Below are 14,942 nucleotides of genomic sequence, written 5' to 3'. Positions count from 1 at the left end.
TTTTGAAGCGAAGCGGCGCGAGGAAGCCGCGTCACGCGGCGGGGAAAAAAGCTGGTGGCGAAGGTTTCGGGCGGGCTGGAACCGCCCATAGGTCAATGAGCCAGCCGCAGGGGAATGGTCCTCAAGACGCGTGGAGACAGGGCGCGTGATCGAGTGAGCACAACAAGCGATCGGAACAACGTGCAGCGGGTTCCGAACACTCAACACCGTGCCGGGATCGATTAATGTGCCCGTGCACCGGGAGCCCCAGCAGGCATCTCGGCGTGGCAATCGCGCGCTGGCAAGGGCGAGCTTTGGCGGCCGGATTTAGAGCCGGATGCGGGGTCCAAGGGGGCGGAACGTGCAGCCAACGCGCCCCGGATAGGCGCAAACCCGCGGCTATCGACGAACCGTCTCGGCATGTCGGACTCATTCGGAGGTAAACAGCGGCCGGGCGTCGGCCCATTATCGGCGGTGCGGAAGCCGCAGCGTTTCGTGTGGTTTTCGGCCGGGAATTCTCCGGCGCGGCAGCCAGTTGTCGCTTTTCTCGCGACCGTTCTCGCCCGACAGGAAGTCGCAGATGATCTTCTGCTGGTCTTGACCTTCTCGGCGATGGGCGTCCGCGATATGTTTGCCGGCGACATCGGCGAGTATGGAATTAGCAATTCCTTGTCGCGCAAGAGATCGAAGAGGATATCGTCTGGCTTCCACCATGCGCCCATATCGACATTCGGATGATTGCCGACCGCTTCGACCACGGCGCTGCCGGCCTCAAGCGTCTGCCATCCGCCAAGGTCAGCGTCGTTCGTAGCGGCGCGGCGGGCACAGCTGAGCCCGCATCCGAAGTCGACGAGGAAGGGTATTGCTCCACCGGTTCCCGAAGATGGCCACCGTACCGGCAGGCCGGCCGTGGCGATCTTTTGGTCGCGCGTGCGACATTCTTGTCCGCCTACGGACACAACAATGTTTTCGGATAGGCGCACGAGGGAGCAAATCAAGGAATCTCAATCATGCAAACCCCGTGACGCCCAGCCGAACTCAATCCTTGCCGCGTGGAGACCGGCGCGATCCGTGCTGAAGAGCTAGAAGGTGTCGAAGACCTTCCTCGACGCAGCAATCCTGCGCACGCAATTACACGCTATAGACAAAGCCTTACGTGCTCGATGCGGTGCCGGCCGGCATGCGGCAATGCATCGGCTCGGCCCGTCCGGAACGGTTTCGTCTTCTGATCACTCCGACAGTACAGCACCTTTGCTCGATCCGGGTGCCTAAGCGATTTGCGGCGCACTCGGACTCGGTCCAGGCACGGCGCCCCTGCTCAAGCCGACAGGGATTCGGCAAAAGATAGTCCGGATCGGTGCCTTCAAGTGAAATGGCATAACGCTTGCTGTTATCCGTTAGAGCCCATCAAGGCACGTAGAAAGCTATAAACTGACCCATGGCAAAACCGCGAAGTTCCATGCAAGCGCCCAGGGAGCACGTTTGCGCCGAACGTCCCCTCCAGACGTCCCTGCTCCGGGTTTGCGATGGGTGGTTCGAGACTGACGGACCAAGGCGTGGTGCTCGCCCAATTGTCGCTTATCCGCCTGCGCCAGGAGCATGCCTTTTTGGAACACAGCGTCGAAGTGCGGCCTCTCGGTCTCAAAACTGTCGCCGACGCGATCAAAGTGCCTCAGTCAACGGTAAGCCGGGTAAAGTCGAACACATACATGCTGACCCCGCGCGGCGTGTTCGAACCGAATTATTTTTTCAACGTCGCGAGCGCCTCCTCCCAAGGTGGCGACTCGCACCCGGTCGAAGCTTGGGCGATGATCGCCGAGAATCGCAGATGACGTGCTTTCCGACGATGACATCGTCGTCCGGCTCAAGGAAACGGCCACAATATTGCGCACCGCACCGTCAAATATCGCGAAGCGATGAACATCCCCTCCTCCTTGCAGCGCCGCGGGGAAAGGCGCTTCTGGCGATAATGCGGGTCAACGCAGCTAGCCCGATGTTGCAGCGCATCCAGACTGGAGACCCTGTTCATGACCGAATCTGCGACAGCCTTCATGGACGGAGTTCTGCATGACCCAGAACAGCCAGATCAACGGTCTGGTCCCGCATGGGGTGCGGTTATTGCGCTTGCGTTAGGCACCTTCGGGCTTGTGACGGCAGAGTTTCTACCTGCCAGCGTGCTGACGCCGCTCGCGCATGATCTCGGCATCACCGAGGGTGCAGCTGGACAGGCGCTGACAATGACCGCCATTGTCGGGGCGATCTCGGCGCCGACGATGGCCATCATCACAAAGCGCCTGGACCGCAGGATTGTCATGTGGGCGATGACGCTGCTGCTCATCCTGTCGAATGTTCTGTCGGCCGTTGCGGGGTCGCTGTCGTTTCTCCTGGCGGCCCGCGTCGTGCTCGGCATAGCGCTCGGAGGCTTCTGGTCGATTTCGGCAGCGCTGGCGATGCGGCTCGTTCCAAGTCACCTCCTGCGGCGGGCCATGTCGATCATCCTCACCGGCGTCACCGTCGCTACCGTTTGCGCGGCTCCAATCGGCGCCTATGTCGGCGACATTTGGGGATGGCGAACCGCCTTCATGATCGCTGCAGTCGTCGGCGCCGTTACACTGCTAGTGCAACTCATGACCATTCCGAGGCTGCCTCCGATCGGAGTGGCCAGCTTCCGCAGTCTGCTGGATGTGGCCAAGAATCCGATGATCAAAGTCGCGATTTTGGTCGTCCTGCTGGTCGCCTCCGGGCACTTCGCCGGCTTCACCTATATCCGCGCCTTCCTCGAGAAGTTTCCCGCGCTCAATATCGAGACGATCTCGCTCCTGTTGCTCGCCTTTGGCATCTGCGGCTTCTTCGGCAATTTGGCAGGCGGATTCCTAGCCGAGCACAGCCTCAAGGCAGTGGCGGCCCTGCCGCCCCTGCTCATAGCGATGGCCGCTGTCTCGCTGCTGATGCTGGGGGCATCGGCCTGGTCCACGGCGATTGCGGTTGCCGTATGGGGCTTTGCCTTCGGCGCGGTGCCGGTGGGACTGCAGACATGGATGGTGCTGCACGCCGCTCCCGGGCAGGCCGAAAGCGCCGGTGGGCTGATGGCCGCAACGTTCCAAGTGGCCATCGCAGCCGGCGCGATTATCGGCGGACTGCTGGTGGACAATGCCGGCGTTGCCAGTGCCTTTGCCTATAGCGCCGTCGCCTCGTTCCTCGCCGCCCTGACGGCGTTCTTGCTCGGCCCGAAGCGCGAACCCTAGACCGGCTGACAGAGCGGCCCTCAGTGCACGCTGAAAAAGATGCAATCGCATCAGCAGCGCGCTGCGATCCTGCGGACGATTTTGGTCGGTTGCAGGCTTCGTCTCTGTGCGATCGGATGTTGTTGTCCAGGTGGATTCGCTCGGCGGCGGCGTTTCGACCGATGGTGCCGACGAGAGAAGCTAATAGTGCCGGACCGAAGCGCACCGCCTCGCCGTCGACCGCTTTGGCACGGCGACAATGTCGCTGTAGTGTGGGTAACCACCTGCATTTGAAAGATCCTCCAACAGGCGAGAACACGCTACGTGGGCCACAACGGCCGCTTGCTAACCGTCAGAGCGTGCGGTCTATGCTCTCACGCTCAGATCTCGAACTGTGATCGGGAGGCAGACGGGCCGATCCTTTTCGGCATTCTCTCGCCCCTCGTCACGCGGCCAGCGCCAGGCCAGCGAGACGATCGAACGCTCGGAAAAGCGGTCAGTCATTCTTTCCGGCCTCGTATTCGGCCGACTGGCGGTCAAGCTCAGTCACAAGGACATTGGCCAGCAACGTCGGCGTCTCGCGGCGGCGTAGGCGCGGCGTGGGTCATCCCGGGCTATCAGCCGCTCGAAGATCTCGGCCGAAACGACGACAACCGACGCGCGGCCATGCTTGGGGAGGGTGAGCGGGACGCGCTGCGCCTCGTCATGGTAGCCCGCGACTTCACATGCGGGATGCCTCCTGCAACATTATCTGCCGCATCCAGATGCTTGCCGGATCACTGTTGTGAAGGGCGGGCCATTGGACGGCCTCGGTGAACGTGGGTAGTGGCTGCGGAAGTTCGATGATCCGCAGGGGGAAGGTTTTTTTGAAATGCTGAACCAGCCGTAAGGGCATCGTCGCAATACGAGCTGTGCCTGAGACCATCGGCGGGATCATGCTAAAGGCCTGGACGATGATCTCGACACGTCTCTTGAGACCATGCTCAAGCAAAAACCGTTCCTCGATGGATGGCATCTGCGCGCGGCCGACCCTGAACGCAATGTGCTTCATCGACACGTATCTCTCGAATGTAAGCTGCCGTGGCAGTTGCTTGTTCGTGGGGCAGCCGACGCACACGAATGTCTCGTCGAACAGCGCCGCTCTTGGATGCGCGCTCGACATGAACAATTCCGGAAGGATCAGAAAATCGACGTCACCGCGCCGGAGGAGGTCATCGGGGTCGTCGTCGAGCGGCCGCAATTCGAAGCTGACGGCGGGTGCTTCGCGTGCAACACGCTCCACGACCTTTTCAAAAAACACGAGTGTGGCGAAATCGGAAAGAATGATTCTGAAGCGGCGATCGGATTGAGCCGGATTAAACGGATCCCAAGAAATAATCGAGCACTGGATAAGCAGGAGTGCGCCGCGAACTGCGGGAGCAAGTGTTTCCGCGCGCGGTGTCAGAACACGTTCACGGCCGCTCATCGTAAACAGTTCATCGTTGAAATAGTTGCGCAGCCGGGCGACGGCCGCACTCATGGCTGGCTGACTTAGGTTGATGCTGCTTGCCGCCGCCGTGAGGTTGCGCTCGGTCAGCAGTGCGTCGAGCACGACGAGAAGGTTCAGATCAAGGCCTTTGAAACGCATGCCTCATCTGTCCGTAACGGGGTTGCTTGTCATCGCGACCATTGTGGGCACTCGCTTACGGTCCCCCGCAGAGGCGTTGTATCTCGACCTGCCGCGCACGAGCGTGGAGGACGTACTCGTCGTAGTTGAGGGGATTGCGCGGCCGATGAGCGAATGGCCGACCGGTACAACAGTCGATCGGATAGGTCCGGAGCTATGAAACATGTTGATTGCAGATGCGAATTTTCACGTGGCTAAATTGGTTACAGATTGAGATTTGGGCAGACTTGGACGCGGCGGGGCTCCGACAACGATCCGCGACACATATCCAAGGTCGCGCGTAACCCTGCGAATTGCCATGGCTATAACGACAATCGCCACTCCAACCGCACTAGCGAACGCGATTCTGGTGGTGAGATCCCAGACGTCTCCAAAGTTTATCAAATCCATGAGGCGAAACACGGCACCCTGGACCAGATAAAGCAGCAGCGTGCTCTGACCAAGCTCCACCGCGACAAAGTGAGCCATTCTAGTTGAATAAACTAGCCTCCAGCATTGGAACATAAACTGCATTGCCACAGCAGAAGCCGCCGCAGAGCCAGCGAACATCAGGAATACTTGTTTGAATGATTTTCCATCCTCAATTAAAACAAGATTGTTGTAAGCGTAAGTATCCTTTCCCCACCAAAGGAAGCATATAAAAGCCGATATCGAAAGCAAGCCCAGCGAAATCGATTTGTTGCGCCAGATGATACTGTTCTGCCATCCGGCCGACTGGGCACACAGGAACCCCAGGCAATAAAACGGGTAAGTGTATCTTAACAACGGTGTTATTGAGAATGTGACGGGGGCAAGTGCGACAACAATTGCAGATAGGCCTATGATCCATATCGATAGACGACTGAAAGTTGTAAGGAGTCTAATTAGAAAGAACGAAATAAAAGCTGCCCATATGAACCAGTATGTTCCAACTACCTCTGTCGACAAATCTAACAATCCTTTAGTAAAACTCTCCGTAGGAAAACTCACTGCGGACTTTAACGCCCAAATTAACACACACCAAAAAAGCATTGGCAGTAATAACTGCGTTGCCCGATCACCGATGCCTTGGTTGAATGATTTTCGAAAAATTGCCCCAGAAGAAAGATATCCGCTTATCGCCATAAAGAGGGGCATATGAAATATGTAGATAGACTTGAAATACGGCGACAGCCAGAAGGCTTCAGTGCCTCGATAGATACAGTATTGTAACAAGTGCCCGACCACCACCAAAGTAATGAGTATACCTTTGGCGAAATCAAAGCTTAGATTTCGGTTGTTTGTCTCTGCTGGATGCAAGCCGCGTCCCTTCGCTCCGACTGTTATGTGATCAAGCATCAGACTCCAGCCTATTTGTTGCGGTTGCTGCTTGCCGTTTCTGGGTACGGCGAGCGCCAGTTTCGGTGCAAGGATCGAAATTCACGCGGATCACGGCGTGGTATCGAGGGCCGACCGGCTGCAACCGAGCGGACGAAAACCCAGTGCCTGCTCGCAAACGTCGAGCGCAGGGGCGGTTGCGATGAGGTGTGGCCACGCGAACGCCCGGCACCCTGGTCGCCAGACGTCTCTGCAGAGCCTCTCAATATGGTTCCGCAGCGGGTACCGAGCCGTGCCGAAAGCGAATGCAATGCCAAGCTGCTGCGGCGTCGGACGCATGACGCGGATAGAATGGCTCATTCCGAGTCTCTCAAGATCCGGATGCACCCTGGACAATCCGCGTTCGCTTACCAAGAAATTAACCTCGCCAACCGTGCTGAAACGGCGCAGCAGGTCCAAATAAGCCGCTACGCCGTGCACATCAGAGCCGATTGCGCGAACCTTGGGCCCTGCACCGGCCCAGCTGCAACCGCCTGAAAGCCCCTGTCGCCCATAGGCCTTTCGGAAGAAGGCGGAGAGTTCGACATGACCGCCTACTTGCAAGTCATTTCCCACCACACGCTACACAAGCAGTGGCGTGATCGGGTGCATGTCAGGTGCGGTCATCTATGCAGGGCGTTGAAAGTTTGGTAAAATCGATTGTTTAGATCGCGAACATTCACGCTATGGATAAGTGAAAGGCAATGCGCTTCAAAGGCCTTGATCTAAACCTTCTCGTCGTGCTCGACGCACTGCTGACCGAGCGTACCCTCACGGCGGCGGCAAGCAGCATCAACCTAAGTCAGCCGGCCATGAGCGCGGCCGTCGCCCGGCTGCGCAACTATTTCAATGATGAACTGTTTACGACGAGCGGCCGTGAACGTGTTCTGACCCCGCGCGCGGAAACACTCGCCCCCGCAGTTCGCGGCGCACTCCTGCAGATCCAGTGCTCGATTATTTCTTTGGATCCGTTTAATCCGGCTCAATCCGATCGCCGCTTCAGGATCATTCTTTCCGATTTTGCCACACTCGTGTTTTTTGAAAAGGTCGTGGAGCGTGTTGCACGCGAAGCACCCGCCGTCAGCTTCGAATTGCTGCCCGTCGACGACGACCCCGATGAGCTCCTCCGGCGCGGTGACGTCGACTTTCTAATTTTTCCAGAATTGTTCATGTCGAGCGCGCATCCAAGAGCGGCGCTGTTCGACGACACGCTCGTGTGCGTCGGCTGCTCCACGAACAAGCAACTGCCAGGGCAGCTTACATTCGAGAGATACATGTCGATGAGGCACGTTGCGGTCAAGTTCGGACGGACGCTGAAGCCCTCCATCGAGGAACGGTTTTTGCTTGAGCACGGTCTCAAGAGACGTGTCGAGGTTATCGTCCAGGCCTTTAGCATGATCCCGCCGATGGTCTCAGGCACAGCTCGTATTGCGACGATGCCCTTACGGCTGGTTCAGCATTTCAAAACAACCTTTCCCCTGCGGATCATCGAACTTCCGCTGCCGCTTCCCGCATTCACCGAGGCCGTCCTATGGCCCGCCCTTCACAACAGTGATCCGGCAAGCATCTGGATGCGAGAGATATTGTTACAGGAGGCGTCTCGAATGACTTCTCCGCAGGACCCCAAAAGGGGTCGCAGGCACTCCTAATTACTCCAGTGTTTCACACCGGCACTTGCGCGAATAGCCCGTGTCGGACGAGGTCGATGCTCGCGGCAAGTGCGCCTGCGAGGTCGTCCAGCGGGTGGACTGCGTCGACAAACGGAGCGAATGAGAAGGGGCCCGCATAGCCGCCATCAAGCAGCGCCCGGATCTGACTGCCATTGTCGGAACCGACTAGCACGCGATCCGGGTAAATCCAGTGGATCGGATCGTTCACGCTTGAAACGTGCACGAGACCAGTCAGGTCGCAGGAGAAGAACGTCTCCCCGGCGAGCGTGTGATGGAACGTGTCGTGCACGAGGCGGAAGACGGACTGGCCATCAATGGCGGCGATGGCCTTAGCCGCTTCGTTCTTCGATCGAAGCGAGCTGGTCTGGAAGCCCAACGGCTCGATGAGACCGATCAGACCGCGCGACTGAAGGATCGGCTTGAGCGCTTTCAAGGCGACCCGGAGATTGCCTTGGCGCTCGCCATTGGCGGGCCACGTGCCGTCGTTGACCGGCACCAGCATGAGCGTCTTGGCTCCGCAGGCCGCGGCATAATCGGCGAGCTTGCTCGCCTCAGCCTTGCGGCCGGGAGTCCACTCGTTGAAGCGCTGTAAGGCATTGACGGAAATAATCCCAACGCCTGCTTCGGCGGCGGCAGACCGGACGTCAGCCGTCGGCATGCCGCGTGCAATAGCATTGCTGCACAGTCGGGGGATCTGGACATCGGTCAGTCCCTGGTCACGGGCAAAAGCGAAAAGTGCCCTGACGTCAAGTCCGGGCGTCGCCATGTGATCGAGTGCAAAGCGGGGCGATGCTTGGCGCATGGCTTGGCTTTCCTTCCATGAAACGGCCGTCATTCTCGGCTGACTGGCTTCTACCGTGCGTGGATTCGCAGGGGCTGAAATGATGGGTATGAGGCAGGCGAGTCAGTCGAACTCACGTTTCTCTCACACTGTATTTTCTCTCATCTACGAGCGGACTTTCACGCAACGGGTGGTGCCGCGCCTCCGGAGAGATGACCTGAATGGGTGCAAGACCGAAGCTGGCTCGCAGCCATCCAGCTACTCCGCAAGAACCCGCCAACCCGGAAAGATGCCCAACCGATCGGATTTCAAAGTCAGGCAGCAGGCTGCTTCGCCAGAGCGAGGCCGACGCCCAGCGCGATCATCGCGCCGCCCGACGCCTCCCTCAGGCGGCGGATCAAGCCGGGACGCGCGGCCGCGCCGTCTTGAATGCCGCTAGCCACCAAGGCAACCACGATGTCGGCGAGCGTGTTGAGCGCAATCGACACGGAGCCAAGCGCCGCGAATTGCAGAGCTACAAGCCCTGCGCTCGGATTCACGAACTGCGGAATGAAGGCGAGGAAAAAGACTACCGTCTTCGGGTTGAGCGCCTCGACCATCACCCCTTCACGAAACGCCCGCCGGGGTCCGACTGGCCCCACCGCGGGGCCGTCATTGCTGCCAGTCGGTCCCTTGCGGCGGGCTGCTTGAAAGGTGCGAAAGCCGAGCCAGACGAGGTAGACGGCGCCGAACAGCTTTAGTGCGGAGAACAGTTCCGAGCTCTCGAGCACGATCGCGGAAACACCTAAGCTTGCGGCGAGGACGTGGATCATGCCCCCCAACCCCGTGCCTAAGCTGGAAGCGATACCTTCCGCACGACCGCCGGCAAGCGTACGCGCGGCAACGTAGAAGATGCCCGGACCGGGCGTGATGGCGAGCACGGAGGCCGCGGCGAGGTACAGGGCGAGTGGGGTCAGTTCTGACATGATGTCGATTCCGACGAAGTCATGATTATTCTGGGATGAGAGCGGCGATCTCGCGGTCAGATGCCCGCTCGCTCGCCGCAAGGCCCGCGGCCACGCCGGCGCGATCGGCCGCGTTGCGGTTCTGGCTCACTTTGCGCTTGCCTTCCAGCCTCGTGATCGGCATGCGCAGGCCGACGATTCCGCGGAGTTGCGCCTGTACAAAATCCGGCGGCGCGTCCGACACCGCCCAAGGCGAGGCGCGCTCGCTCTCGTGGTGGTCGGTCAGACGATTCACCACGTCCAGCAGTCTTCCCGCATGCTCGAAGAACTCGACCGGTCCATAGGCGTGGACGGCGATGTAGTTCCAGGTCGGAACGACCTTCCCGGTTTCCCGCTTGGTCGCATACCATGCCGGCGTCACGTAAGCGTCCGGCCCCATGAAGATGGCCAAGCCCTCGCCCAGCGGCGGAACATGGCACTGGGGATTGGCCTTCGCTAGATGCCCGTAGATCACGCCGTGCTCGCCCTCGCTCTCGTCAAGGAAGAGGGGCAGTGGCGTTGAGAGCGGCCCTACTGCCGTGACGGTAACGAAGTTCGCCAGCTGCGCCGCACGGATGGTCGCGCGCAGGCACTCCTTGTCGTCGTCGCGGAAAGCGGGAGGGATGTACATCGCGAAACTCCTTGCGTTACCAGGTCAGATACTGGCGAGCTGGCCTGTTGGAAACAGCCAGTCAGAAGCTATTGATGTGGTCCAGTTGGTGAAAGATGGCATTGCGGGACGGATCGTTCGTGACGATCAAGGATCAGATCCACACAGGGGGCGTGCGAGCCGGGGACGACCTGCGGTCCGTCGCAGCCGAGTGGTGGGGCGTAGCCACATAACGGTGACGGCTGCCTAGCCTGGAAAATTCAGGGCAGGTTGGCGGATGTGGTGCAAGCCGTTGAAATGACGTAGGATTTGGTTGCTAAGGCCGATCCGAATCATTTCCGGAGACCACACCCGCCATGAATGATCTTACGCTGCCGCTGAGCGGTTTGTCATCTGTGGGCGGCAAGGCCGTCGTCGCCCGCTTCGACGGCGGCATGCTGTCGTCCAACGGTGGGGTTCTGGCTCTAGCCGAGGTGGAGAAACGGCTGCGTGTGGCTGACCGTCTGGCGCGTTGCATCGATGATCCGCGCTGCCCGGACCAGATCGTCCACAGCGTGGCCGATATGATCGGCTTCCGCATGAAGATGATCGCCGCCGGTTATGAGGATGGCAACGACGCCAACCGGTTGGCTGCGATCCGGCCTTCAAGATGGCCCAGGATGCGCTGCCTTCGGGTCGGGATCTGGCCTCACAGTCGACGCTGACCGGCTGGAGAACCTGCCCGGCATGCGGGAGCTGGTCGCTATGGGCCGGGCGATGGTCCATCTTTACTGCGCTTCCGGCAGGTGCCGAAGCGGATCGTGCTGGATATCGACAACACGTTTGATGCCGTGCATGGCGGCCAGCAGCTTCGCCTGTTCAATGCCCATCACGACGAGTACGGCTTCCAGCCGATAGTGGTGTTCGATGGCGATGGCCGCTTCGTCGGTGCGGCTCTGCGGCCGGCCAAGCGGCCGAGTGGGCAGAAGTCCGCCCCCACCCCGCTTCGTCCTTGATCGCATTCCGCGGCTCGTGACGTAGCCGACGGGGCGCCAACGCCCCGAACGAACCGCCGACCGCACCTGCAAACCCCCGCCTTCCATCACGACGGATCACCGCCGGCGCCCAAGCAGCTTGTCAAAAACAACCGAAACGGCGACCAGATCACCACCTCAGGCCGCCAAACCTTCAGCGCCGTGCATAAACCCGGCTAGGACCCAGCTCTCGCCGAAGGCTACGGGATCCAACCCTGTTCAGCTGCGGCGGGTCGGTGCTCCTTGGCTACAACGAAGACTACGCCGCGCCCTTGCAATACCGTCCAGCCGTTCACGGACGGCGCGGTGCCGCGTCCGAGCGATCTCGAATTCTTTTCCCAAACAGACGGGAAAGGCTCTCGTGTAGGCCCACAAGCGCATTGCCCGGCACGGTATGGTGATAGGAGGATAGTAGCGGGCGGCGCCGCTCCTCGACGAATAAGCGCTCGAGTAGATTGGTCGTGCGGATCGCGCGGCGGTGGGTGATCGGCATTCTCAGGTGGGCGATACAGGCCTCGAAATCGTCCATGAAGCAGGCGATCGCGCTCGGCAATTCCGCCTCGTAATCTTTCACCACTCCGGCGGCCGGGTCGCGCGCAATGGCCCGCGAGGGCGCCTGGTATGCGGCGGTGGCGCGGGCCTTGAACTCCGGCCAGCTGTCTTCCGGCACCTTGGCGACGAGATTGCGCATTCGATGCGCAAGACAGCGCTGACGCTCCGAGCGCGGGAAGCAGGTCTCGATCGCCTTGATGATGCCGCCCGTCAGACACGACAAGCAGCGGATCGCCGAGCCCGCGGCCGCGCAAAGGAAGGCGCTCACTGTCTCGGCATCCTCCTTGGAGCCGGCCATCAGATGCAGCAGTAGCTTGGCCGGAGGCCCTGAAGCCCCAGGCCGCCAGCACCGGCTCGCGCCGCCCACAGCTCGCCGATCTCGCTGACCGCCGTCTTCGACAACAGCAGCCGGCCGCTCTCGTCCTTGAAGGCGTCCTCGATGTCGCGCACCGAAAGGCCGCGCGCCAGCAGTTCCACCGCCTCGAGCGCCTCGGTGCGGCCTTTCAGATGATCGCGGATCTCGGAGCGAAACGGCGCGTCCCGGCCCGCCACCTGCGGGGCAGAGTATTCCAAAGCCTTCCGCCGTCTTCAGGCGCCCGCTGCGCACGCCGTTATGGTAACCCTGGCCGGCCTCAGCTCCGTGCTCGTAATAGTCTCGCCCGACCGCATCCCGGCTCTCCCCCTCCAGTGCTTCCTGCCACAATCAGGAGGGTCGCAAGCTTCATCAGCTCCGAACGCCCCGTCGGTGTGGAAAGACGCCCTTCAATCAGGTCGGAAAGGGATTGGCGGGTGCGCATCGATGCGGGTACTCTCGTCGTCATGGGGTGCCTCCTTGCTGATGCCGGCGCCAACCGGCATGGGTTTTTGATTCCTCGGCAAAGGATGCACCCCTCCCTGAGTTTCCAGCAAGTTTAGGACTTCACCCTCGTCATCGTCGCGCGACTGGTACCGAACTTCCTGTGACCTGTCGAAAAGCCCAGCCCCTTGCCCGGCTTTGCCAGCGCAGCTGGATCGCCAAATCAGAAAGAGCACACTTGCGAAATAGCCCAGCTGAAGAAGTAGCGAACAGCCCAGCGTCGTGACGACTGCTAGACGGAACGAATGCGAGACGAAGTAAACCGTCACAGCGTTGCCGCACAGGACCAGCCCGAGGAGCCGACAAAAGTTGATGAGGCGCAATGCCGTTCTCCTGAGATTGTCTCGTCAAATCATGCAATTCATGCTGCGATCTGGTCGGCCGCGACATGGGTCTGACAGTTCTTTGGGCAGACGCGGCCGCAGGCTCCGCAGCCAATGCCGCGGCCGGCACGGTCGACAACCATGATCATGCGATTGAGCTCACCATCGAAATCGTCGTCACCGCCGTCGCAGGCGCCGAGGATTTCACCAGCGTCATCCACGCCGTAAAGATGCATGACCTCGCGCGAGCAGACCTTGAAGCAGCGGCCGCAGCCGATGCAGGACGCGCCATCGATCGCCGTGAGATAGTGTGGCGTCCATGGTGAGCCGTCGCGGGTGACAAAAGCGCCCGTCATTGTGAATTCTCCAAAGCCGCGAGTTCTTCCTTTGCCGCATCCAACTCGGTAAAAATCTCGAAGGCTTTCCTGGCGACCGCCTTGATCTCGGTTGTAGCAGGTGGCAACAAACGTCTAGCCAACGGTCGGAGCCGACCAGTTCGTCCGGTGTCGATGCAGTGCTTGTCCGCAGGGCGTAAACCGGCCTGTAAGCCTTCATAAGCGAGACGACACAGGTACTGGCTGGGAAAGCAGGTCCACAGGATCTCGCATTTCAGTGATGTTCTGGAAGCGAGCGAATTTCATATCCGCAGGCCTCTAATGCAGGAATCAGATTGGACAGCGCCATAACGGTCTGGTTGCGCAGACTGGCATGAGTGCTCCGTCTCGCCTCATCGGGAGGGCATCCGTCGTGCAAGAGCACGACTGCGCCTGGCCGTACCGAGGCGAGCACTGCATCGACGATCGCGTCGGTGCCGGGGCGCGACCAGTCTCTTGGGTCTATCGACCAATGGAGGGCCGCCAGCCCCGCGATCTCTGACGCAGTGAACACTTCTTCGCTCCAGGCGCCGTATGGCGCGCGAATGTAGCGGATCGAGGCCTGTGGGCAGGCTAGCATGATGACCTGGTTCGCCTCGAATACCTCACGTTGCACTTCGCCCAAGCCGCATTTGGACAGATCCGGATGAGACATGGTGTGGTTGCCTACCTCATGCCCTTCCGCGATCATTCGCTGGATGAGATCCGGGTGCTCGGCGGCGTAGGCACCAATGACGAAGAAAGTCGCTGGCACTCGATTTTGCGCCAGCACATCGAGTATCTGTGGTGTGAAAAATGGATCGGGACCATCGTCAAACGTCAGATAAACGCTGCGACGGCCGGTGCCGTCAGCGCACTCACTCTGCACCTCCCAGCTGTCATCAAGATGTTTCATAGCTCCGGACCTTTCCGGTCAATTGTTGTACCGATCGGCCATTCGCTCATCGGCCGCGCAATCGGCACGACGAGCACGTCCTCCCCGCGCGAGGCGGCAGGTCGAGATACTGAACTTCTGAGTGGGACCCTATGCGAACGCCGACACAATGGTCGCCAGGCCGTCTCTGCAGAACCTCTTAAGTTGATTCCGCAGCGAGTTGATCCTTAAGGTAGGCGCCTACGCTACTTGGGGGAGCTTGTGGCGACGAGCCGACGCGATGCAGCTTGCGCCGATCACCGACGTACCTGGTCGAAAAGGGGATCGGCTCGCTTAATGTTCGGCGCAGACCAGGAGGCACACACCAGAAAATGCTCCTCGGAGCCAACGCATACATCGACAATCCCCTTAGGGCTGCATCCTTGAATTCTCAATACGACGCTGTGTCCAATCGGCAAAATCGATTGTTTCGATGACAAGCATCCACCTTGCGGATAGATGAGACAAAGGCTTTGATCTGAACCTCCTGTCGGCTCGATGCACTGCTGACCGCGCGCAACTTCACGGCGGCGGCAAGCACCAGCAACCTAAGTCAGGCGGCCATGAGCGCGGCCGTCGCCCGGCTGCGCAATAAGTTTCAACGATGAACTGTTTACGATGAGCGGCCGCGAATGTGTTCTAACCCGCGTGCGGAACCGTCAA

The 14,942-nt window shown here is 60.1% G+C and carries 16 protein-coding genes and 3 pseudogenes; 6 read left to right on the top strand and 13 right to left on the bottom strand.

The window, feature by feature from the left end; genetic code table 11:
• Positions 1-444: 444 nt before the first annotated feature.
• On the bottom strand, positions 445-693 hold the full coding sequence (locus AC0L2H_RS29480; protein WP_155765427.1) for a hypothetical protein: 249 nt from the start codon (positions 691-693) through the stop codon (positions 445-447).
• Between the two features lie 812 nt (positions 694-1,505).
• Between AC0L2H_RS29480 and AC0L2H_RS29475 the strand changes: the two are divergent.
• Positions 1,506-1,949, top strand: a pseudogene (locus AC0L2H_RS29475) (RNA polymerase factor sigma-54).
• 57 nt (positions 1,950-2,006) lie between these two features.
• Positions 2,007-3,224 carry an MFS transporter gene (locus AC0L2H_RS29470; RefSeq protein ID WP_019856475.1) on the top strand — a complete coding sequence of 406 codons (1,218 nt, stop codon included), beginning with the start codon at positions 2,007-2,009 and terminating at the stop codon, positions 3,222-3,224.
• 700 nt (positions 3,225-3,924) lie between these two features.
• Here AC0L2H_RS29470 and AC0L2H_RS29465 read toward each other — a convergent pair.
• Positions 3,925-4,830, bottom strand: a complete 906-nt coding sequence (locus AC0L2H_RS29465) for a LysR family transcriptional regulator (protein ID WP_019856474.1) — start codon at positions 4,828-4,830, stop codon at positions 3,925-3,927.
• Here AC0L2H_RS29465 and AC0L2H_RS29460 point away from each other — a divergent pair.
• Positions 4,742-5,029 carry a GNAT family protein gene (locus tag AC0L2H_RS29460; RefSeq protein ID WP_080643700.1) on the top strand — a complete coding sequence of 96 codons (288 nt, stop codon included), beginning with the start codon at positions 4,742-4,744 and terminating at the stop codon, positions 5,027-5,029. The two genes, AC0L2H_RS29465 and AC0L2H_RS29460, sit on opposite strands and share 89 nt — an antisense overlap.
• Before the next feature lie 26 nt (positions 5,030-5,055).
• On the opposite strand, the gene nolL is transcribed toward AC0L2H_RS29460, so the two are convergent.
• Together nolL and AC0L2H_RS29450 are read right to left on the bottom strand one after the other, a co-directional pair.
• On the bottom strand, positions 5,056-6,186 hold the full coding sequence (gene nolL, locus AC0L2H_RS29455; RefSeq protein WP_051112815.1) for a nodulation factor fucose acetyltransferase NolL: 1,131 nt from the start codon (positions 6,184-6,186) through the stop codon (positions 5,056-5,058).
• Between the two features lie 90 nt (positions 6,187-6,276).
• Complete coding sequence (locus AC0L2H_RS29450) at positions 6,277-6,780, bottom strand: GNAT family protein (protein ID WP_223217787.1); 504 nt, start codon at positions 6,778-6,780, stop codon at positions 6,277-6,279.
• A 128-nt stretch (positions 6,781-6,908) separates the two neighbouring features.
• Between AC0L2H_RS29450 and AC0L2H_RS29445 the strand changes: the two genes are divergently transcribed.
• Complete coding sequence (locus AC0L2H_RS29445; protein WP_019856471.1) at positions 6,909-7,853, top strand: LysR family transcriptional regulator; 945 nt, start codon at positions 6,909-6,911, stop codon at positions 7,851-7,853.
• Between the two features lie 13 nt (positions 7,854-7,866).
• Here AC0L2H_RS29445 and AC0L2H_RS29440 read toward each other — a convergent pair whose 3' ends face one another.
• The 3 genes from AC0L2H_RS29440 to AC0L2H_RS29430 all read right to left on the bottom strand — a co-directional run bounded on the left by AC0L2H_RS29440 (position 7,867) and on the right by AC0L2H_RS29430 (position 10,269).
• Positions 7,867-8,709 (bottom strand): TIM barrel protein, encoded by an 843-nt coding sequence (locus AC0L2H_RS29440; protein ID WP_019856470.1) that lies wholly within the window; start codon positions 8,707-8,709, stop codon positions 7,867-7,869.
• Positions 8,710-8,969: 260 nt separating this feature from the next.
• The gene (locus AC0L2H_RS29435; protein WP_019856469.1) at positions 8,970-9,620 is read right to left on the bottom strand and encodes a LysE family translocator; all 651 of its coding nucleotides are present in this window, start codon (positions 9,618-9,620) and stop codon (positions 8,970-8,972) included.
• A 25-nt stretch (positions 9,621-9,645) separates the two neighbouring features.
• Complete coding sequence (locus tag AC0L2H_RS29430) at positions 9,646-10,269, bottom strand: FMN-binding negative transcriptional regulator (RefSeq protein WP_019856468.1); 624 nt, start codon at positions 10,267-10,269, stop codon at positions 9,646-9,648.
• A 335-nt stretch (positions 10,270-10,604) separates the two neighbouring features.
• Between AC0L2H_RS29430 and AC0L2H_RS29425 the strand changes: the two are divergent.
• A pseudogene (locus AC0L2H_RS29425) lies at positions 10,605-11,210 on the top strand (transposase); the annotation flags it as partial.
• Positions 11,211-11,553: 343 nt separating this feature from the next.
• On the opposite strand, the gene AC0L2H_RS29420 reads toward AC0L2H_RS29425, so the two are convergent.
• The 6 genes from AC0L2H_RS29420 to AC0L2H_RS29395 form a co-directional block, all read right to left on the bottom strand.
• The gene (locus tag AC0L2H_RS29420) at positions 11,554-12,111 is read right to left on the bottom strand and encodes a transposase (protein ID WP_019856465.1); all 558 of its coding nucleotides are present in this window, start codon (positions 12,109-12,111) and stop codon (positions 11,554-11,556) included.
• Positions 12,111-12,386, bottom strand: coding sequence for a hypothetical protein (locus AC0L2H_RS29415; protein WP_155249076.1), 276 nt, complete (start codon positions 12,384-12,386; stop codon positions 12,111-12,113). The genes AC0L2H_RS29420 and AC0L2H_RS29415 overlap by 1 nt, the downstream gene beginning before the upstream one ends.
• A gap of 189 nt (positions 12,387-12,575) precedes the next feature.
• Positions 12,576-12,992, bottom strand: a complete 417-nt coding sequence (locus AC0L2H_RS29410; RefSeq protein ID WP_473593381.1) for an exopolysaccharide production repressor protein — start codon at positions 12,990-12,992, stop codon at positions 12,576-12,578.
• 38 nt (positions 12,993-13,030) lie between these two features.
• Entirely contained in the window at positions 13,031-13,348 is a 318-nt protein-coding gene (gene fdxB, locus AC0L2H_RS29405; RefSeq protein WP_019856462.1) for a ferredoxin III, nif-specific, read from the bottom strand.
• 253 nt (positions 13,349-13,601) lie between these two features.
• Positions 13,602-14,261 carry a chitooligosaccharide deacetylase NodB gene (gene nodB, locus AC0L2H_RS29400; protein ID WP_019856461.1) on the bottom strand — a complete coding sequence of 220 codons (660 nt, stop codon included), beginning with the start codon at positions 14,259-14,261 and terminating at the stop codon, positions 13,602-13,604.
• Complete coding sequence (locus AC0L2H_RS29395) at positions 14,258-14,311, bottom strand: hypothetical protein (protein ID WP_269465811.1); 54 nt, start codon at positions 14,309-14,311, stop codon at positions 14,258-14,260. Before AC0L2H_RS29395 ends, nodB begins: the two co-directional genes overlap by 4 nt.
• A gap of 446 nt (positions 14,312-14,757) precedes the next feature.
• Between AC0L2H_RS29395 and AC0L2H_RS29390 the strand changes: the two are divergent.
• Positions 14,758-14,924, top strand: a pseudogene (locus AC0L2H_RS29390) (LysR family transcriptional regulator); the annotation flags it as partial.
• Positions 14,925-14,942 lie beyond the last annotated feature (18 nt).

Source organism: Mesorhizobium sp. WSM4871 (genome assembly GCF_055811295.1).
The sequence above is the reverse complement of the archived record's forward strand: the minus strand, read 5'-3'. Positions and strand labels throughout refer to the sequence as shown.